The 19872-nt window shown below is 57.1% G+C and carries 21 protein-coding genes; 10 read left to right on the top strand and 11 right to left on the bottom strand.

Going from position 1 to position 19872, the window contains the following annotated elements; translation table 11 throughout:
• The gene (locus tag GS632_RS09165; protein ID WP_171237229.1) at positions 1-951 is read right to left on the bottom strand and encodes an ABC transporter substrate-binding protein; all 951 of its coding nucleotides are present in this window, start codon (positions 949-951) and stop codon (positions 1-3) included.
• Between the two features lie 417 nt (positions 952-1368).
• Here GS632_RS09165 and GS632_RS09160 point away from each other — a divergent pair, with 417 nt between their 5' ends.
• Complete coding sequence (locus GS632_RS09160) at positions 1369-2031, top strand: DNA-3-methyladenine glycosylase I (protein WP_171237228.1); 663 nt, start codon at positions 1369-1371, stop codon at positions 2029-2031.
• 42 nt (positions 2032-2073) lie between these two features.
• Positions 2074-2766: a hypothetical protein gene (locus tag GS632_RS09155; RefSeq protein WP_171237227.1), complete on the top strand. Its 693-nt coding sequence runs from the start codon at positions 2074-2076 to the stop codon at positions 2764-2766.
• Here the strand turns inward: GS632_RS09155 and GS632_RS09150 are convergent.
• Positions 2757-3161, bottom strand: coding sequence for a cytochrome c (locus GS632_RS09150; protein ID WP_171237226.1), 405 nt, complete (start codon positions 3159-3161; stop codon positions 2757-2759). The two genes, GS632_RS09155 and GS632_RS09150, sit on opposite strands and share 10 nt — an antisense overlap.
• Before the next feature lie 92 nt (positions 3162-3253).
• Here GS632_RS09150 and GS632_RS09145 point away from each other — a divergent pair, with 92 nt between their 5' ends.
• Entirely contained in the window at positions 3254-3691 is a 438-nt protein-coding gene (locus GS632_RS09145) for a DMT family transporter (protein ID WP_171175403.1), read from the top strand.
• On the opposite strand, the gene GS632_RS09140 is transcribed toward GS632_RS09145, so the two are convergent.
• Together GS632_RS09140 and GS632_RS09135 are read right to left on the bottom strand one after the other, a co-directional pair.
• Positions 3675-4361, bottom strand: coding sequence for an ABC transporter ATP-binding protein (locus tag GS632_RS09140; protein WP_171237225.1), 687 nt, complete (start codon positions 4359-4361; stop codon positions 3675-3677). The genes GS632_RS09145 and GS632_RS09140 overlap by 17 nt on opposite strands.
• Positions 4354-5649, bottom strand: a complete 1296-nt coding sequence (locus GS632_RS09135) for a lipoprotein-releasing ABC transporter permease subunit (RefSeq protein WP_171721750.1) — start codon at positions 5647-5649, stop codon at positions 4354-4356. The genes GS632_RS09140 and GS632_RS09135 overlap by 8 nt, the downstream gene beginning before the upstream one ends.
• A gap of 357 nt (positions 5650-6006) precedes the next feature.
• Here GS632_RS09135 and GS632_RS09130 point away from each other — a divergent pair, with 357 nt between their 5' ends.
• The gene (locus tag GS632_RS09130) at positions 6007-6366 is read left to right on the top strand and encodes a hypothetical protein (protein WP_171175409.1); all 360 of its coding nucleotides are present in this window, start codon (positions 6007-6009) and stop codon (positions 6364-6366) included.
• Positions 6367-6457: 91 nt separating this feature from the next.
• Here GS632_RS09130 and proS read toward each other — a convergent pair whose 3' ends face one another.
• Complete coding sequence (gene proS / locus GS632_RS09125; RefSeq protein ID WP_171235493.1) at positions 6458-7798, bottom strand: proline--tRNA ligase; 1341 nt, start codon at positions 7796-7798, stop codon at positions 6458-6460.
• Positions 7799-7967: 169 nt separating this feature from the next.
• Between proS and GS632_RS09120 the strand changes: the two genes are divergently transcribed.
• From GS632_RS09120 to GS632_RS09100, 5 genes are all read left to right on the top strand, one after another.
• Positions 7968-9332: an FAD-dependent oxidoreductase gene (locus GS632_RS09120; RefSeq protein ID WP_171175412.1), complete on the top strand. Its 1365-nt coding sequence runs from the start codon at positions 7968-7970 to the stop codon at positions 9330-9332.
• Positions 9332-10306, top strand: a complete 975-nt coding sequence (locus tag GS632_RS09115) for an isopenicillin N synthase family oxygenase (protein WP_171237223.1) — start codon at positions 9332-9334, stop codon at positions 10304-10306. Before GS632_RS09120 ends, GS632_RS09115 begins: the two co-directional genes overlap by 1 nt.
• Positions 10307-10396: 90 nt before the next feature.
• Positions 10397-11470 (top strand): AI-2E family transporter, encoded by a 1074-nt coding sequence (locus tag GS632_RS09110; protein WP_171176236.1) that lies wholly within the window; start codon positions 10397-10399, stop codon positions 11468-11470.
• Positions 11471-12160 (top strand): DnaA ATPase domain-containing protein, encoded by a 690-nt coding sequence (locus GS632_RS09105; RefSeq protein WP_171237222.1) that lies wholly within the window; start codon positions 11471-11473, stop codon positions 12158-12160. It abuts the gene before it with no gap.
• A gap of 49 nt (positions 12161-12209) precedes the next feature.
• The gene (locus tag GS632_RS09100; RefSeq protein ID WP_171721751.1) at positions 12210-13754 is read left to right on the top strand and encodes a Ppx/GppA family phosphatase; all 1545 of its coding nucleotides are present in this window, start codon (positions 12210-12212) and stop codon (positions 13752-13754) included.
• Positions 13755-13761: 7 nt separating this feature from the next.
• On the opposite strand, the gene GS632_RS09095 is transcribed toward GS632_RS09100, so the two are convergent.
• The 6 genes from GS632_RS09095 to scpA all read right to left on the bottom strand — a co-directional run bounded on the left by GS632_RS09095 (position 13762) and on the right by scpA (position 19226).
• Positions 13762-14136 (bottom strand): hypothetical protein, encoded by a 375-nt coding sequence (locus GS632_RS09095; RefSeq protein WP_171175418.1) that lies wholly within the window; start codon positions 14134-14136, stop codon positions 13762-13764.
• Between the two features lie 37 nt (positions 14137-14173).
• Positions 14174-15175: an endonuclease/exonuclease/phosphatase family protein gene (locus GS632_RS09090; protein ID WP_171237220.1), complete on the bottom strand. Its 1002-nt coding sequence runs from the start codon at positions 15173-15175 to the stop codon at positions 14174-14176.
• Positions 15176-15179: 4 nt separating this feature from the next.
• Positions 15180-15860: a molecular chaperone DjiA gene (locus GS632_RS09085; protein ID WP_171175422.1), complete on the bottom strand. Its 681-nt coding sequence runs from the start codon at positions 15858-15860 to the stop codon at positions 15180-15182.
• 45 nt (positions 15861-15905) lie between these two features.
• Complete coding sequence (locus GS632_RS09080) at positions 15906-16394, bottom strand: GNAT family N-acetyltransferase (protein WP_171237219.1); 489 nt, start codon at positions 16392-16394, stop codon at positions 15906-15908.
• A complete protein-coding gene (locus GS632_RS09075; protein ID WP_171721752.1) occupies positions 16391-16993 on the bottom strand; it encodes a VOC family protein in 603 nt (200 codons plus the stop codon). Before GS632_RS09075 ends, GS632_RS09080 begins: the two co-directional genes overlap by 4 nt.
• A gap of 106 nt (positions 16994-17099) precedes the next feature.
• Positions 17100-19226: a methylmalonyl-CoA mutase gene (gene scpA / locus GS632_RS09070; RefSeq protein ID WP_171721753.1), complete on the bottom strand. Its 2127-nt coding sequence runs from the start codon at positions 19224-19226 to the stop codon at positions 17100-17102.
• Between the two features lie 169 nt (positions 19227-19395).
• Here scpA and GS632_RS09065 point away from each other — a divergent pair, with 169 nt between their 5' ends.
• Entirely contained in the window at positions 19396-19842 is a 447-nt protein-coding gene (locus GS632_RS09065; protein ID WP_171175430.1) for a DUF4174 domain-containing protein, read from the top strand.
• Positions 19843-19872: the final 30 nt, after the last annotated feature.

Raw genomic sequence — 19872 nt, 5'->3', positions numbered from 1 at the left:
TCACTGCGTCGCTGCGTCAACAACCGGACGCCACTTGCCTTCGTTTTCGGCCATCCACGCAGCAACAACTTCTTCGACCTGACCGCCATCAACGTCGATCGCACCCATCATCGGTTGCTGGTCCTCGACCGCCAGTTGATAGTTTGACAGGATTTCATAAGCGGCGGGCCACTTGTCTTCCATACCGCTCCAGCTGGCCTTGAAGATGCGAGACGGCGAGAAATCGCAGTCATTCACTGCATTGGGATTCGGGCCCCAGGCCGGATCATTAAAGCACGCCTCTTCTCCCGCAGGCAGGTCGACGAACTGAACGTCGTAGGCCGACATCGCCCAATGCGGCTGCCAGAAGGTGATCAGCAGCGGTGATTTACGCTCGGTCGAGGCGCGCAGCTCGGCGATCAGGGCACCCTCGGACCCCGCAGGCACGGCTTTAAAAGGCAGTTCCAGGCCGGTCATGCGGTCTGCGCCGGGTGTGCCCCAATCGGCCGGATAGTCGACAAGACGGCCACCGGGCAGAGTTTCAGCGGTTGCGAAAACCTGCGCACAATCCTTCAGTGCCTCCCACGCGGGCAGGCCCGGGCACAGATCCGCCACGTGTGCCGGGTACGCAATGCCCTCTTTGGCATCCAAGCCCAAATCACCGATTTCAACCACGGTGCCTTCGTCGATCTTCTTGGCATATTCGTCTGACACGTTGGACGACCAGATTTCCAGTGTCGCGTCGATGTCGCCATCGGCCAGCGCCTGGAACTGGTTCATCATGCCTGCGGTCACGTATTCAACGTTGTACCCAGCTGCCTTGAGCATCTCACCCGCCACATGCGTTGTCACATGCTGACCGGTCCATTCATTGATCGCCAGTTTGATCGGCTCATCCACAGCGCCCATGTCCGCCGCCTGCGCCGCACCTGCAACGCTCAGAGCCATTAGGCTTACACTCAGTTTCTTCATGGACTTTCTCCCAGTCTTAATTGTTTTCCTGAACCCGGTTAGGACCTTCCTGCCGGGTCTCTTGTTTGACGACACCATCATGTCGCAACATGCACAAACTTTGTCGGAAAAGGAAAGTGTGGCGATTGTGAAAAGCAAAGTCTTTCGCCCTACTCTTTCTTTTTCGCTCCACTTAAGCGCACTTGCGGCGCTCAACCCGACCTGTCCCATGCCCCTGTTTTTCACACGGGACATTGACTGACGAGTCAATCAAAACCAAATTTCGACCGTTTGTCGAGAAATACTTTGCAAAAGCCCGTTTTTTCATCGTCAAGGTCAAAGCCCGTTATCCACCGATTCAACGCGCAAGAACTGATTCCCCATTGCAAAACCGGAACAAAAGATAAACATTTTCAGCATAAACTTGAGGTTGAACAAATGCGCACCTTTGACGAAATCTTCGACATCTCAGCATCACGGCACGGCGGGCAGGATGCCTTGCAGGCCATGCTGCACAAACCCAAAAGTCCTGAGGAACTGGCAGCAATACCCGAAGATCGTTGGCTTGCCATGTTAACCAAATGTGTTTTTCAGGCCGGGTTCAACTGGAAGGTCATCGAGAACAAATGGGATGGTTTCGAGGTGGCATTTGACGGGTTCGACGTGGGTCGATGCGCGTTTATGGATGACGAAAAATTCGATGCGTTGCTGCAAGACAAACGAATCGTTCGCAACGGCACCAAGATCGCAGCCGTTCGTGACAATGCCGCGTTTCTGATGGAACTGCGCGAAGAAGGCGGTGCGGGCAAAGTACTGGGTGGCTGGCCCTCGGCAGATTACATCAACTTGCTGGCACTGCTGGCCAAGCGCGGGTCGCGACTGGGCGGTGCGTCTGCGCAATACGCGATGCGTTTCATAGGACGTGACAGTTTTATTCTGTCCCAGGACGTTACCGCCCGGCTGATCGCCGAAGGCGTGATCGACAAACCTGCCACGTCCAAGAAAGCGATGTTGGCCGTCCAGAAAGCTTTTAATACATGGATGGACCAATCCGGGCGGTCCTTGACCGAAATCAGCCGGGTGCTGGCCATGAGCCTGTGAAAACGGTTTGCGGAACCGGCGCGGCAGACTAGGATTCTACGTATGGTTCTGCGCGTATTTCTAGTTTCTCTCTTGTTTCTATCGTCCTGCGGTCGTCCGCTGACAGAGCCAGAGCGCGTGTTTGCAGAAAGCATCCAAGGAGAAACACTGAACCTGGATAGTGTGCGTCTGGTCGAAGGGGCTCCGGTCGCCCCGGTGACGTATTTCCGAGAGGAACGCCCACGTCAGGCTTGCCGCGAGCTTATTCTGCCGCCGGTCGAAGCTGGGCTTGTGACAGGCAAACCAGCTGCCGTCGCCCTTTTCAACAAGGTCTACTTTGCGCGCGACTGGTATCTGGAAGATTATATGACCGACTTCCCCGATCAGATGAACCTGATTGCCGCGATGCTGCTGGCCCATGAACTGACCCATGTCTGGCAATGGCAAAATCGCGCAACCACCGGCTATCACCCTTTACGGGCCGCGGCGGAGCATGGCGGGCGGCGGGATCCGTATCTGTTCGATCTGGACACCTCGCCTGACTTTTTGTCCTACGGCTTCGAACAGCAGGGCGCGATCGTCGAAGAATACGTTTGCTGCCGTGCGCTGGACCCTCAGGCCGAACGCACAGCAAGGCTCCACACTATGTTGGGCGCACATTTCGACCTGTCTCCGTTGCCGGAAAAAGGGCGTGAACGAGCGGTTCTTTTGCCGTGGAGCGAAGCCGAAGTAGACGGGATTTGCAGTCAGTCCTGAAGCGTTTCCAGATAGGCCACCAGATCCACAATAGGCTGGCTTGTCAGGATCGGCTGTCCCTGCGGCGTTTTCATCGATGTGTCCTGCCCATCAAAATACGGGCCATACACCGGCATCGGGCTGCCGTGGCTGACCAAAGGGTCCCGTCCATCGATCCGGCCAACTACGCGGGCGGTTGGGAAAAGACCATCCTGGCCGGATAAATCGGTCAAATCAGTCGGCTGCACGACCAACACACTGGCCATAGGCCCCTGCCCGGTCGCATCAATCCCATGACAGGTTGCACAATAGTGCATGTAAAGTTCTTGTCCGATCTTGGCGTCCTGCGCCAAAGCGGCCTGAGACGATATGACTGAAACCGACAATACCAGCGCACCAAGGGTTGCCTTGAACATCCTATCCTCCTGTCAAGATTGACAATTGAAGGGTTGCCCGGCGGATGTCTTGGCGCAATGATCCAGATCAACGCAGGCGGAGGGCACGGGCCATGACACAATACGCAGCGATTATGCTGGCAGCCGGGATCGGCGTCCCTATTCTTGCGGCGTTGAACGCGGCCCTAGGCAAGCTGATTGGCTCCCCAACCACCGCCGCCGTGATCCTGTTTGCGATCGCCTTTATCGCGTCGGCCTTAGTGATGCTTCTATTTCCGGGTCTCGAAGCGCTTTCCAAGGTGGCTGCGACCCCGAAACACTTGTTGCTGGCCGGTGTTCTGATCTCGTTCTATGTTCTGTCGATCACCCACGTGGCCCCGCACTTCGGTGTCGGTAACGCGGTTTTCTTTGTATTGCTGGGGCAATTGATCAGCACAGCGGCGATTGACCATTTCGGCCTATTTGGCGCTCAGATCACGCCACTGACATGGATACGAGCCGGCGGAATCGCCGTAATGGCCATAGGCGTTGCAATCACGCAACTGGCCTGAGCACCCCGCCCTCAAGCTTGACCATTCGGTCCATACGAGCCGCCAGATCCAGGTTGTGGGTCGCAATCAAGGCCGAAAGCCCTTCGTCGCGCACCAGTGCCATCAGCGCGTCAAAAACCTGATCCGAGGTTTCCGGGTCCAGATTGCCGGTCGGCTCATCCGCCAACAAAACACGCGGTGCGTTGGCCAGCGCCCGGCAAAAGGCCACACGCTGTTGTTCCCCGCCCGACAACGCCGCAGGGCGGTGGCTGGCACGTGGGGCGACGCCAACCCGATCCAGAAGGTCCATAGCCCGTGCCTGCGCAGCTTTTTCAGAAACGCCATTCGCCAGTTGTGGCAGGGTGACGTTTTCCAAAGCTGTGAATTCGGGCAGAAGGTGGTGAAACTGATACACGAACCCGACGTCCCGCCGACGTAGTGCAGTTCTGGTACGATCACCCTTGCCGGTCACGCTCTGACCGGCAATCTCGACCGAGCCTTCATCGGGCCTATCCAACAGGCCTGCGATGTGAAGAAGCGTTGATTTGCCCGCACCTGACGGAGCAACCATCGCAACGGCCTCCCCCGCGCGTAAGTCCAGATCGACCCCACGCAGTACCTGCACCTCGCCCGGTGTGCCCTTTAGGTAGGTTTTGGTCAGCCCGCTCAGACGCAATGTGAAATCACTCATAACGCAACGCCTCGACCGGGTTCAGCCGTGCCGCACGACGGGCTGGGAAAAAGGTGACAATGAAAGACAGGCCAAGCGACAAGCCGATGGCCTTGAGCACGTCACTCAGGTGCAACTCGGCCGGTAAAGCGTAAATTCCGCGGATCGACGGGTCCCAGACACCACCGCCCATCACGTAATTCACAAAAGAAAAGATCGGATCGATGTAGATTGCGAAAAGGCATCCCAGAATAACACCCATCGCCGTGCCTATCAGGCCGGTGAATGCACCGCAGATGAAAAAGATCCTCAGAACGGATCCTTCGCTCAGGCCGATGGTCCGCAGGATGCCGATGTCTCGACCCTTGTTTTTGACCAGCATGATCAGGCCCGAAACGATATTCATCGCGGCAATCAGAACCAGTATCGAAAGGATGATGAACATCACGTTGTCTTCAACTTCCAGCGCGCGAAGAAAGCCGCCGGACGCATCCTGCCATGTCCATATCTGACTGCGTTCGCCCGAGGCCTCAATGATCGAAATCAGAATTGGACCCAGACTTTCCGGCTGCTGCACCATCACTTCGATCTCATCCGCAACACCTTCACGGTTGAAGAAACTCTGAGCTTGCGAAAACGGCATATACACGCGGGTGCGGTCGATGTCGTAGCGACCAGCTGAAAACACATAGACAACGCGATACGCGTTTACACGCGGTGAAGTGCCAAAGGCGGTCTTGACCCCATTTGGCGAGGTCAGCTTGACGACATCCCCCACGGTGGCTCCGATACTGCGCGCAACACCGGATCCAATGGCGATGACATCTTCACCTGTTTGAAACTCTGTCAGATCGCCTGCGGCCTGCTCTGCCTGGGCGATACCCGGCAAATCGAACAGATCGTCGGGTCGGATGCCAAACACCTCAACCCCACTGCTGCGGTCGCGATTGGTGATCAACACCTGCCCTTTGACCAAAGGCGCAGCCCGTTCAACTCCGGCGACCTGTGCGATCCGGGCTGCGCGATCTTCGTAATCGGCTATCGTTCGGTCGACCCGACCCTGATCATCAATTTCCCCGGACGAATAGACTGTCACATGTGCGTTGGCACCCAGAATTGTGCCCACAAATTCCGCACGGAAGCCCGACCGAACCGCCAACGTCGCAATCAGTGCGAACACTGCAAGCGTGATACCGATCAGAGATATCCACGTCATCACACTGACACCACCTTCAGCCCTGCGGGACCGAAGGTAACGCCAAGCGATCTTCCATTCAAAAGGGGCAAAGGGCGGGGGTGTCTTGGCCATGCCTGCTCCGGGGTGTTTCTTGTTTGCGGCGACAGTTTCGGCATTTCTCCCGATGGTCAAGCCGGTAGTCGCAAAGACCCCATACCTCGGCCCGAATGAGCCGCATTGATTCGGTTCACCACAGATACGTCGCCGCAAAATGGATGACTTCGAAACGTAGCGTTATACCATGAGTTGTGAAGACCTTCACAGACACGACCGGATTGTTTCAGTTATGAAGTTAATCATCGCGCTTCGTGAGTCTGTGAATCGAAAAGGCAACAATGATGGCGAAATTTTATTACTCATTTTGATTATTTTTGGAAACTTTGTCACCCTAACTACGGGGGAACACATTTAACGAGCGGGGGTCGCTCAATGAATTTTCAAATTTCTACCAATGGCGCGGGCTCAATTCCGACTCGCAGGGCATCAACAGAACTGGATTGTGAAACAGCAGCACTGCTGCGCGCGGCCATTCGGCCGATCTTTGTCAGCGCGGCAAGCTGGAGCAATTTGGCAGACATCCTAAAAGAAAAAGGATATCGACTGGTGTTTCGCCAGGGCCGTTTGTGCATCACGGATCGAACAACCGACGCACGCGTTTGTGGGCTACGGTTTCTGGGCCTCGAGTTTCGTGAACTGGTCAGCCGTCTGGGTCGTCCCATTGTTGTCGCTCGAGGCGACGACGCCGATGGCGACGTTCTGGCAGAGCGTCCGACACCAGACCAAAATTAAGGCCCGGGCCGGTCGCTTTGCTTTGGCCTCAGTTAGCGGCCAGATCTGATGTACTCGCCGTGACTGTCAGCGCAGCATCCGATGATCGCGATCAGGCGATCTGCTGATAGATTTCTGCAACTTTGGTGACAGCCGCTTCGGGGCTTAGCTCTTCGCTTTCACCAGTGCGGCGGCAAGTCAGTTCAACCACACCATTCTTCAGACCACGTGGACCCACGGTGATGCGCCAAGGCAGACCGATAAGGTCCATGGTTGCAAACTTGCCCCCAGCCCGTTCTTTTCGATCATCATACAACGGCTCCAGACCCAAAGCGGTCAGCGCCGAATATATCTTGTCACAGGCCGCATCTGCTTGTTCATCACCCTGTTTCAGATTCACGATACCGCAGTGGAACGGCGTTACTCCCTCGGGCCAAATGATGCCCTTATCGTCATGGCTTGCTTCGATGATCGCACCTACCAAGCGGCTGACGCCGATACCGTGGCTGCCCATGTGTACCGGAACCGGTTTGCCATCAGGGCCCTGTACGGTCGCGCCCAGAGGTTCGGAGTATTTGGTGCCGAAATAGAAAATCTGCCCGACCTCAATACCACGTGCAACGCGACGGCGCTCCTCGGGGATCTGGTTAAACAGCGCAGCGTCATGCGTTTCGTCGGTACGCGCGTATTTCGAAGTGAACTCTTCCAGTATGGCCTGGCACTGTTCACGGCTGTCATAGTCGATCTCGCGGTCGCCGAATGTCAGGTCGGTGACGGCACTGTCATAGAAGACCTCGGATTCACCGGTATCAGCCAGCACAAGGAATTCATGCGTGTCATCGCCACCAATGGGGCCTGAATCGGCGCGCATCGGGATCGCCTGCAGACCCATGCGTTCGTAAGTGCGCAGATAGCTGACCAGATGGCGGTTATATGCGTGCAGCGCATCTTCCTTGGTCAGGTCAAAATTGTAGCCGTCTTTCATATAGAACTCGCGGCCCCGCATCACGCCAAAACGCGGGCGGATTTCATCGCGGAACTTCCACTGGATTTGATACAGCGTCAGCGGCAGATCTTTGTAGCTGCTTACGTGACCGCGGAAAATATCTGTCACCAGTTCTTCCGCCGTGGGCGTAAACAACATGTCCCGGTCATGCCGGTCCTTCATCCGCAGCATTTCCTGACCGTAATCGTCATAGCGACCGGATTCGCGCCACAGATCGGCCGATTGCAAAACCGGCATCTGTATCGCGATATGGCCCGCGCGCGCCTGTTCTTCGTGCACGATGTTTTCCAGCTTGCGCAGCACTTTGAAACCCATCGGCAACCACGAATAAATCCCGGCCGCAGCCTGCTTGATCATCCCGGCACGTAGCATCAGCCGGTGGCTGACAATCTGAGCCTCAGACGGGTTTTCCTTGAGAACGGGCAGAAAGTAACGGCTCAGGCGCATAGGTGGACCTTCAAAGGTAAGAAATCGACTGCACAGGTGATTATTCCAAAGCCCCGCCGGGGGCAATCGGACATTGGCGTTTTTGCGACTTCGCGTCAGTCGGTTTTTTGATTGACCCGCCAATTGAGAATTTCAATTGTAACGGAACTTCTAATTCCACGAGGCGCCGATGCAAACAATTCAGGAACCCGCCCGCCAAATCCCTGTCATCCATCAGACCGACGTGTTGGTTGTTGGCTCTGGTCCCGCAGGGCTGGCCGCAGCACTTGCGGCGGCGCGGGCCGGGGCCGAAGTATCTCTGGTCGACCGCTTTGGTTGCATGGGCGGCAACATCACTGCTGTGGGTGTCGAGGGTTTCGCATGGTATCGCCATGAGCAAACCATTGAGGCTGGCGGAATCGGGATGGAATTCGAAACCCGCGCCAAGGACATGGGCGCGGCGGTGCCTGAAAGCCAGTCGCTCAGTTATGAACTGGACAGCGAAGGGTTCAAACTGGTGGCCGACAAGCTGGTCGAAGAGGCAGGCGTGCACCCAATGCTTCATCGCCAGTTCGTCGCCCCCATCATGGATGGCGACCGGATCACCGGCATCATCACCGAATCCAAGGCGGGGCGCGAGGCGATCCTGGCCAAAGTGGTAATCGACGCCACCGGCGACGCAGATGTGGCGCACCGCGCAGGCGCACCGACCCACAAGACCCCACGCGAAGACATGATGGCCGCCTCGGTCATGTTCCATCTGGCCGGTGTCGACAAGCGCGCCTTCATGGAGGGCGTGAAAGCCGACCCGCAAACCTATAAGGACTGGGGCGGCGGCGGTGAGTGGAATATTGAGACCAGCGGCAAAGAGGACGACATGTTCTCGCCCTTTGTTCACAAACCGTTCCAGCAGGCGATTGATCAAGGTCTGATCCCCCCGCATCTCAACACCATCGCGGGCACCTGGGGCGCAATGCATGACACGGGTGAGCTGACGTATATGAACCTCATCCATCTGGCCGAGATCGACGGGACCGACCCTGACAGCCTGACACGCGGTGAGATCGAAGGCCGCCGACAGTCGATGTTAGCCATCGATGCCCTACGAAGGTTCATGCCCGGATGCGAAAACGCGCGGCTTCGGAACTTCGGAATGACTATTGGCATCCGCGACACCCGCAAGATCGATGCCCTGTACAACATGACAGAAAACGACGCCCGCCATCAGGGTCGGTTTGAAGATACCATTGGCATTTATCCCGAATTCATAGACGGCTATGGCATTTTGATCCTGCCCACCACGGGGCGGTACATGCAGGTTCCCTATCGCTCGATGTTGCCCAAAGGGGTCAAGGGCCTGCTGGTCGCGGGCCGGTCGCATGGCGCGGACCGAGTGGCTCATGCCGCCACGCGCAACATGGCCTGTTGCGCCGTCATGGGTCAGGGTGCAGGCATTGCGGCCGCACTTTCACTCAAAAGCAATCAGGACCTGGACCAGTTGAATTTGGCACCTGTCCATACGGAACTGGAACGCCAAGGGGTCAGGATTCACTGATGGACAGCATTCCAACAATCGACATCTCGCCTCTAACCGAACCGAAAACCGATGCATACGAAGCAACGGTGCAACACATCCTTGAGGCTTGTACCGGGATCGGGTTCCTGTCCATCACCGGGACAGGCGTGACTCGGGAAACCGTTGATCAAGTCAGACGAACGACCCGAGACATCTTTGCCATCGATGAGTCGCGCAAATGGGATCAGGCCATCACCCGCGAAAACTATCGCGGCTATATTCCCATGGGGTTCTTCACTCCCAACGATGGCTCGGGCAAGGCCGACAAATATGAAGGGTACAAGCTGCACCACGAGGTTGCAGAAGACGCGCCGATACGTGCGGATTGTGCTCTGTACGGACCAAACCTCTGGCCGGATGAGGTGCCAAGTGCCAAGGCGACCATTCTGGACTATTGGGCCCAACTGGATCGCGTTACCGATCTGTTGCTCGGCGCATTAGAAAACGGTCTGGGTTTGAAGCCCGACGCTCTGCGCAGTGCGTTTCAGAACCCTATGACCAACATGACCCTTCTGCACTACCCGCCGCAGGCAGACGATGAAACGGGCTATGGTATCCATCCGCACAAAGACACGGACGCACTGACCATCATCGCCCCTGATCCGGTGGGTGGACTTGAGGTTCAAACGCGTGACGGTGGATGGATCACACCGGATTGCCCACCCGGCGGCTTTGTGGTCAACATTGGCGATATGCTAGAGCTATGGTCAGGCGGGCGATTGAAATCCACACCACATCGGGTGGTAAACCGGTCAGGCAAAGAGCGATACTCTTTCCCTTACTTCGCCGTCCCCCGCCACGATGTTATTGTCCAGCCGTTGCTGCCCACGCTACCTGGTTTCGACCGACCTGCTGTCCATTGCGGACATTGGTCTGCAGAAATCTGGCGTACCAATTGGCCTGATGAAGCCGCAGACGAGGACACGCCGGAACTGGGGACGCTACAGGACTAACCGCCGCAATTTCAGGCCACATGAAGCGCTTGCATCACGGGGCTTGATACGCCAAGAACACCGTCAATGACCTGCCAAAAGGGGATCGCGATGGCATTGCCGGTTAAGGATCAACTAAGATACTGGGGCTTCGCCGCTGCGGTTTTTGCGTTGATCCTCTGGGCCTTGGGAGACGTCCTGCTGCCGTTTGTGATCGGCGGGGCCATTGCCTACTTCCTTGATCCTGTCGCGGATAGGCTTGAGCGGCTTGGCCTTTCGCGCATGGCCGCCACAGCTATCATCACGGTTGTGGGCGTATTGGGGTTCGTGTTGGCAATCCTGATGGTCGTACCCGCCTTGATCACACAGCTATTGGACCTGGTTGATGTCTTGCCGGCTCTGTTCAAAGAGTTGCGCGGCTTTATCGAAAGACAGTTTCCGTCCCTTTTGGATCGGGAATCAAGCACGCACCAGATGTTGGTATCTTTTGGCGATACGTTGAAGTCCAAGACAGGGGATGTTCTGCAGACAGTGCTGACCTCTCTGGGGTCCGCAATCAACATTGTGGTTCTGCTGGTCATCGTACCGGTTGTCGCGGTCTATATGCTGCTGGACTGGGACCGCATGATCGCTCGCATCGGAGAGCTTTTGCCACGCGACCACGCCCCCACCATCAAGCGGTTGGCGGTCGAGATTGACGCCGTTTTGGCCTCTTTCGTGCGCGGGATGGGTACCGTTTGCCTTATCCTTGGCACATATTACGCGGTCGCCTTGATGCTGGCAGGTCTGCAATTTGGCTTGATTGTCGGATTCATCGCAGGGTTGGTCACGTTCATTCCTTATCTGGGCGCCTTGATTGGTGGAACGCTGGCCATTGGGCTCGCGCTGTTTCAGTTCTGGGGCGATTGGGCACATATCGGTTTGATTGCGGGCATCTTTGCCATTGGCCAGGTCACCGAAGGGAATTTCCTGACACCCAAATTGGTCGGCAACTCTGTAGGGTTACACCCGGTCTGGCTGCTGCTGGCGCTTTCGGTCTTTGGCGCATTGTTTGGCTTTGTCGGTATGCTGATCGCAGTCCCCGTCGCAGCAGCGCTTGGCGTGCTGGCGCGGTTTGCAACTTCGCTGTATCTGGACAGCAGACTTTACACCGGTCTTGAAAGTCAGGATCAGGAAACCGAGTAAATGGCCCGACAACTCAGCTTTGACCTGCCCGCCAAAACTGCGCTTGGGCGTGAGGATTTCTTTGTCTCGCCTTCCAATGCTCTGGCGGTTGCGATGATTTCGGCAACATCTTGGCCCGGAAACAAGCTGGTACTCAGCGGACCGGCGGGCGCGGGCAAAACTCATCTGGCGCATGTCTGGGCCGCTGAAACCGGTGGACAGATCATTCAGGCAGCAGACCTGCGCTATGACGACGTACCTGATCTGGCGCGAGGACCGATCGCCGTCGAAGATGTACCCATGGTCGCCGGGGATTTGGAACAGCAGAAAACACTGTTTCACCTGCACAATCTGGTGCTGGCCGAAGGGCATGCCTTGTTAATGACCGGCAGGCTTGCACCGAAATTTTGGGAACTGCCCCTAGCGGATCTTCAAAGCCGCGTTGAAGGGGCCCATCACGTCGCATTGGACCCGCCCGACGACGCGCTTCTGGGCGCGGTGCTGGCCAAACTGTTTGTGGATCGTCAGTTGAATCCTGGCCCCGAAGTCATCGCTTATCTCGTGAAACATATGGATCGACGGTTTGAAACCGCTGCAAACGTTGTTGCGCAACTCGACCATCTGGCATTAGCGGAAAAGCGTGACATCACACGTGCCTTGGCCGTTCGGGTTTTGAACACAAGCCCGGACGAGGTCGACACGGGTGATTGACCCGCAAGCTCCAATTTCGCATCCTCTGACTGCACTATCTGGAAGACACATGGATCAGACCGTCGAAACCGACATCCCGGACTGGGGACCTTTCGGAAAACCTTTGTTCGACGACCCTGGCACACGTGCCCTGTCGCGGGTCGGAGTGGTCGATGTGGGATCGAACTCGGTTCGGATGGTGATCTTCGACGGCGCAGCCCGGTCGCCGGCTTATTTTTACAACGAAAAGGTGATGTGCGAACTGGGCGCGGGCCTGTCCGAGACGGGCCGGTTAAACCCACGCGGGCGTGACCGTGCACTGGCGGCGCTGCGGCGATTCCAGCATCTGGCGATGGATCTGGATCTGCCCGGGCTGCATGTGGTGGCCACGGCTGCGGTGCGTGAGGCCGAAGACGGCCCGGATTTCTGCGCACAGGTCGAAGCAGAAACCGGGTTGCTTGTGGCCGTAATCGACGGCGCGGAAGAGGCACGTCTGTCGGCACAAGGCGTGTTGCTAGGCTGGCCCGGTGCGTACGGCCTGATCTGCGACATTGGCGGCTCGTCGATGGAATTGGCCGAAATCGGCGATGGTCAGGTCGGTCGCCGTGTGACCTCAGCCCTAGGCCCTCTGAAGCTGCGCGACATCAAAGGCGGGCGACGAGCCCGAAAGGCGCATATCAAGTCAACAATGGAAGAGCTGCGCGATCAGATGGGTCCGCAGCGAGATCGCCTGTTTCTGGTCGGAGGCAGTTGGCGAGCTTTTGCGCGACTGGACATGCTGCGGCGGGGTTATCCACTGAACGTGCTGCACGAATACCGAATGACCACCAAACAAGTGCGCGATACCATCAAGTTCATAGAAAAAAGCGACTACGAAAAACTGCGTGGCGAGGCTGGGGTCTCAAGCTCTCGTATGTCGCTGATTCCTTATGCAATGGATGTTCTGACCCGGCTGATCCGAACCTTCAAACCCAAGGATATCGCGATTTCGAGCTATGGCATCCGCGAAGGGTTGCTGTATGAACAGATGCCGCAGGAACTGCGGGACCGCGACCCCCTGATCGAAGCCAGCCGCTTTTCCGAAGCAAAGGATGCGCGTCTGCCTGGTTTTGGCCGCAACTTGTATGACTTTGTCATGCCGCTGTTCAAATCTGCCCCGCCCAGCCGCGTACGCCTGATTCAGGCCGCGTGCCTGCTGCACGATGTCAGTTGGCGCGCTCATCCCGATTATCGGGCCGAGGTTTGCTTTGACAATGTCACTCGCGCCAATCTTGGGGGTTTGAAACATTCCGAGCGTGTCTTTATCGGGTTGGCCCTGCAACATCGTTACAAGAACAAACGCGAAGGCAACCGGTTTACGCCCCTGTATGAGTTGCTAGACGAGAAAGACCAGAAGCAGGCCGAAATTCTGGGAAAAGCCATGCGATTTGGCGCAATGCTCTGGATGCACAACGAAGCCAATATGGGGCGCCTGAAATTCTATCCGAAAAAGCGCGAGTTAGAACTGTATTTACCCGAGGCTGCGGCACCTTTGTTCAGCGAAGTGGCCGAGGCACGCCTGAACTCGCTGGCAAGCGCCCTGAAATCTGAAACGCAGGTGATCATCAAGGGCTGAGGCAAACTCAGATATCAGTTGTGCCCTCGGGGTTCTCTTCGTCCTTGTTTTCATGTTCAGGCAGGTCTTCAACCGGCTTTTTGCGGATGATGATGTCGCCATTGGGCAGGATCTCGGGTGCCTCATAGGCGCTCCAATCCTTGACCTGAGCTGCCAGTTCCGCCAGCGCCGGGCCCATCTCTTGCAAGAACGACTGCATGGCTGGGCCGAACTCATCCGCCAATCCAAGCAAGTCATCCAGCGCCGGTTCCATTTCCTTGCGCAGCCCTTCGAAAAATAACTCGGCTCCCTGCTCCATCAGGGATTTTCCAGTGTCTTCTTGGGCCGAAGCTGGCATTGCAAATGATGCCAACACGATGCTGATCAGAACAATCCGTTTCATAGCCTTGATATAAACCTTTGGGCAGAGGCTGCAAAGATCACAGGTCAATATCCAGAGTGACCGGAAAATGATCCGAAGCTGTCAACAGCGCTTGCCGCATTTCGGGTTCAGACCAACAAACAGTATCCCGAAATGGGTGCCAAATACGCCAGACGGGATCAAAGGCACGCAAATCTTGGGAAATCATGATGTAATCCAGAAGCGCCTCCAGAAATCGGCCCTCTTCGGGGCGCGCAAAGCGCGCAGTGGACGGGATCGAACCTGGCCGAAATTCATGTGCCCTGACCGCGTGCGGATCATACAGCCCGGACTGCAGCAAAATCTCAACAGATGAATGCCCAAAGAGGTGTTCAAATTCATCCAGCCCCGGCCCGTCATTCAGATCCCCCAGCAAAATGACAGACTCGTCCTGTTCTAAATGCGTCTCAACCCTTCGGGCCAACCAAACTGCCTGCGCTAGCTGCTTGCGACGATTGGCAATCGAGATTCGGATCGCTTCGTCCCTGGACTCTGCCCCATGCGGCGCCTTTGATTTCAGATGTGCTCCAATAAGCCTGACTTCATTGCCTGCCTTAGTCGTCAGCGCCAGTTCCATTGGCGGTTTGGAAAACTCAACAATGTCTTCGGTCGCGTCAACATCCAGATCAATTCTGAATTCACCGTCGAACCGAGGAGCCGACCCGTCTTCAATGCCCCCTTTTGGATCGTGACGTGCGCTCAGAACAGTTCTGTCAAACAGCAGTGCCAATTCCTGATGTGTGTCATTGGCAAAGCCCATCACCGCATCGGCGGTGCGCAGTTCGAATGCCTCGGCAAAGCCTTGCAAAGCACGCACTGTATTTTGTCGTTTGCCGGTGTTCGGTGCCTCGACAATCAGCACTGCATCGGCATCCATCGCGGTTAGAACCTTGGCAATTGCCTCAACTTGCTGCGCTTTGGTGACATCGTGCCTGCCGGACCAGCTGTCATCGACAATAAGGGCGTCATTCTTGTCGAAAAGATTGGCGAACCATTCGATATTATAGGTCGCCAACCGCATCCCCTCAGGCCGCCGCGCCGTTGATCTCGTCCCAGGCGCGATTAATGTCGATCATCTTCTTTTCAGCCAACCGGATCGCTTCTTCGGGGACCCCGCGTGCCATCATGGCGTCCGGGTGTGTCTCGCGCACCAGCTGACGCCAGACCTTGCGGATCTCGGCCACGGGCATATCCCGGGATACTCCCAGAACCACATATGGGTCGTTGGGTGCGTCCGGCACAAACCGCGCACGCAAGGCCAAAAACTGCGCATCTGTTTGACCAAAGATGCGGCTGACCTCTTCTAAAAACTCATTCTCATTGGGATGATAGAACCCGTCGGCCATCGCAATGTGAAACAGCCCTTCCATCAGGTCGCACAGTGTGGTGCTGTCTTCGGAAAACATCCGGGCGATCTTGCGGGCATAATCCTGATACCCGGCCACATCCGTGCGCGCCATGTTGAAAACCCGCGCCGCGCCCTCCTCATCCTCGCGTGCGATCTGGAACACGTCGCGGAAGGCTGTGACCTCGTCCCGCGTCACCTGCCCGTCTGCCTTAGCCATTTTTGCGCCAAGCGCAATGACGGCAATCGTAAACGCCACCGAGCGTTCAGGCGGTGAGCGAAGCTTTTCAAAAACAGCGGTCAGGCTTTCGCCCTGTGCAAGTGCGCTAAGAGCGTCTGATATGCGAGTCCAAATCGACATGGGCGTACCCTAGCGCCACAATTCGGGACTGTCAGGTGCGATAGATCAATCCGGGGAAAGAATTTTCTGCATCAGCACAAGATCCAGCCACTGCCCCCATTTGTAACCGATTTGAGGCATAACCCCGACCTGTTCGAACCCCAACGCTGCGTGGAATGCAACAGCAGACGGGTTTGCGGATGAGATACCAGCAACCAAGACGTGGACCCCCTTGGCTCGCGCAGCTTTCTCCAGTGCGACCATCAAGGCGCGGCCCACGCCTTGGCCGCGCGCTTCAGGCGCCAATTGGATGGAGTGTTCGCAACTATGCGCATAACCCGGGCCCGAGCGGAAAGGCCCAAAGGTCGCAAATCCGACCACGCGGCCTTCAATTTCTGCAACCAGAAACCCGGGACCTCGGGCGCGGATATCTTCGGCGATGCTTTCAGCGCTGCGAGTATCGGTGGTGAACGTGACCAGCGTCTCGCGAATGATCTGATTGGCGATCTCGGCAATCGCAAGCGCATCTGCTGGCCGTGCCGGGCGAACCTTCATTCCAACATGCGCAGACCGTGCGGGGTTTCAACCTCGGCCCGCAAGGCAGCTGGTCCCGTATCGAATACCACCCAGTCCAACGCGCCAAGATGTGTGGCCAGTGTCAGCGCATCCGGATGGAACACGACCAGCCTGCGCAGGCGGCAACCGCTTTCCTGCAACATCTGCGCCGGGTGCAGATCGCCCTGCCACTGGATCAACGCGGGAAAAAGGTTGTCAAACGGAAGTCGGCCGGTCGGCGGCACGGCCATACGCCAACTCAGGGCACCACGAGTCAGATCAATCGGTGTCCCGACACCATCGGGAAACACCGACAGCGAGGCTTCGATGTCTGGCACGCGACAAATCCAGTTGCTCAAGCGGGGTTTGCCCGTAAACCGGTCTAGATCGAACCAGCGGGTTCGTTCTGGTTGGGGGGCGTCAGGATCGATGGAAATCGCCTCAAGATACAGACCATCCTTGAGCCCCAGCAGTCGATTATAGGTACCAAATTTCTCGTGCTTGCCGCCCGCCTGCAACGCAACGCCCAAAGCCTGTTCGACATGTGCGGAGGCTTCTTCCAGCGTTTCGCCTGCAACGGCCAGATGATCGAGCAACATGCGCGCCTCCTAAAGACAATTCGACCAGACCCGGTCAGGTCTGGCCGCATGTTTCCGCCATTGGCGCGGGATCACAAGATATTTCGACGAAAATCTTGATCGCCGTTTAGCTGCGCGCTTCACTGATCAGACGCAGGATGTCCTGTGCAGCTTCGGGGATATTGGTGCCTGGGCCAAAGATCGCTTTCACCCCATGATCGTACAGGAACTGATAATCCTGCTGCGGGATCACGCCGCCGCAGATGACGATAATATCCTCGGCTCCGGCTTTCTTGAGCTCTTCGACCAACTGCGGGGCCAGCGTCTTATGCCCTGCGGCTTGCGAGGAAATCCCGACCACATGCACGTCATTGTCCACGGCGTCCTGCGCGGCCTCGGCCGGTGTCTGGAACAAAGGCCCAACGTCGACGTCAAACCCAATGTCCGCAAATGCGGTCGCAATGACCTTGGCACCCCGGTCGTGACCATCCTGCCCCATCTTGACCACCAGCAAACGGGGGCGTCGCCCTTCAGCTTCGGCAAACTCTTCAATGGACTTCTGGATCGCGGCAAAGCCCTCGTCACCTTCGTAAGCCGCCCCATACACACCGGCCAGGGTTTTCACTTCAGCGCGGTGGCGACCGAACTCTTTTTCCATTGCCATGCTGATCTCTCCTACGGATGCGCGGGCGCGGGCGGCCTCAACCGCGGCGGCCAGCAAGTTTCCACCCTCTTGAGCGGTCTTGGTCAGCGCGTCCAGCGCAGCCTGACACGCGGCCTCATCGCGGGTTGCGCGGATACGTTCCAGTCGCGAGACCTGTGCTTCGCGCACCGCAACGTTGTCGACATCCAGAATGTCGATCGGATCTTCCTGCTCCTTGCGGTATTTGTTGACGCCAACGATCACCTCGTCGCCCCGGTCGATCATGGCCTGACGACGAGCGGCGCTTTCCTCGATCCTCAGCTTGGGCATACCCGAGGCGACGGCCTTGGTCATACCGCCCATTTCTTCGACCTCTTCCATCAGCGCCCAGGCTTTCTCGACCAGTTCATTGGTCAGGTTTTCGACATAGTAGGAGCCCGCCAAGGGATCGACCACGTCGGTCACGCCGGTCTCCTCCTGCAACACCAGCTGGGTATTCCGAGCAATGCGCGCTGAGAAGTCAGTTGGCAGTGCAATCGCCTCGTCCAACGCATTGGTGTGCAGCGACTGGGTGCCACCCAAAACCGCGCTCATCGCTTCATAGGCTGTGCGGATCACGTTGTTATAGGGATCTTGCTCCTGCAACGACACGCCCGAGGTCTGGCAATGGGTACGCAGCATCTTTGACCGCTCGGATTTTGCACCGAATTCGGTCATCACGCGATGCCATAGGGTCCGCGCCGCGCGCAGTTTGGCGATCTCCATGAAGAAGTTCATGCCGATGGCAAAGAAGAAGGACAGACGGCCTGCAAACTTGTCCACGTCCATCCCGGCCTCGGTCGCGGCGCGCACGTATTCGCGTCCGTCCGCCAACGTATAGGCCAATTCCTGCACCAGGTTCGCCCCGGCCTCTTGCATGTGATAGCCCGAGATCGAAATTGAATTGAATTTCGGCATCTCGTTCGAGGTGTATTCGATGATGTCCGAAATGATCCGCATCGACGGCTCGGGCGGATAGATATAGGTGTTGCGCACCATGAACTCTTTCAGAATGTCGTTCTGAATAGTGCCGGACAGCACCGATTTGTCATGGCCCTGCTCTTCCCCCGCAACGATGAAACTGGCCAGGATCGGAACCACCGCACCGTTCATGGTCATCGAGACCGAGACCTTATCCAGCGGAATACCATCGAACAGGATCTTCATGTCTTCCACGCTGTCGATGGCCACACCGGCCTTGCCCACATCGCCGACAACACGCGGGTGATCACTGTCATAACCACGGTGCGTGGCAAGATCGAAAGCGACCGAGACACCCTGCTGACCTGCTGCCAGGTTACGGCGGTAAAAGGCGTTTGATTCCTCGGCCGTCGAAAAGCCCGCATACTGGCGGATCGTCCACGGACGACCGGCATACATCGTCGCCTTCACCCCGCGCGTAAACGGGCCAAAGCCCGGCAGCGAGCCCATATGCGGCAGATCCGCTGTATCTTCTTGCGTATAAAGTGGTTTGACGGCGATGCCTTCCAGCGTTTCCTTGGTCAGATCGTCCAACGGACGTCCGCGCAGCTCTTTCTCGGCCAGCGCTTTCCAGTCCTTCGTGTCGGTCATTTCGATTTCCTCTCGTCAATTCGGGTGGCGGCCGTCGCAAAACGTCCGCATTTAGGTCATGCGCTTGATCATTGCGTCGAGGCGCAAGCGCAAAATTTTGAGTGTTCTGCGTAAATCGTCAGTCGCAATCGCGGAGACAGGGGCTATATTCGAAAGAACAGGAGGCCACATGACTCGCACGCTTGCCTTTGTTTTCTCGGCACTAATCCCGCTGGCCGCTTGGGCGGCGGACGGCACGGCGCCCTCAGATGACAGCTTTGTTCGCCCGGCAGGCGACAGCGAACTCAGCGATTTTCTATGGGTCAACCGCCCTATCGTTGTCTTTGCAGACACGCCAGCCGACCCGCGATTCCAACAACAGATCGACATGCTATTGGATGGCGAACAGGCCATGCGTGACCGGGACGTCGTGGTCTTGACTGATACCGACCCGTCAGCGAAATCCCCGATCAGGGCGCAACTGCGCCCGCGCGGGTTCCAGATGGTGTTTGTCGACAAAGACGGCGTGGTGAAACTACGCAAACCCTCCCCTTGGAGCGTTCGCGAGATCGGCCGATCAATCGACAAGACACCCCTGCGTGAGCGCGAAATCCGCGAACGGCGCGAGGGTGGCTGAACACTTTCGACACCTCCACGGCCTCCGGCG

This window comes from Ruegeria sp. HKCCD7296 (assembly GCF_013110775.1).
Taxonomy (GTDB): Bacteria; Pseudomonadota; Alphaproteobacteria; order Rhodobacterales; family Rhodobacteraceae; genus Ruegeria.
The sequence above is the reverse complement of the archived record's forward strand: the minus strand, read 5'-3'. Positions and strand labels throughout refer to the sequence as shown.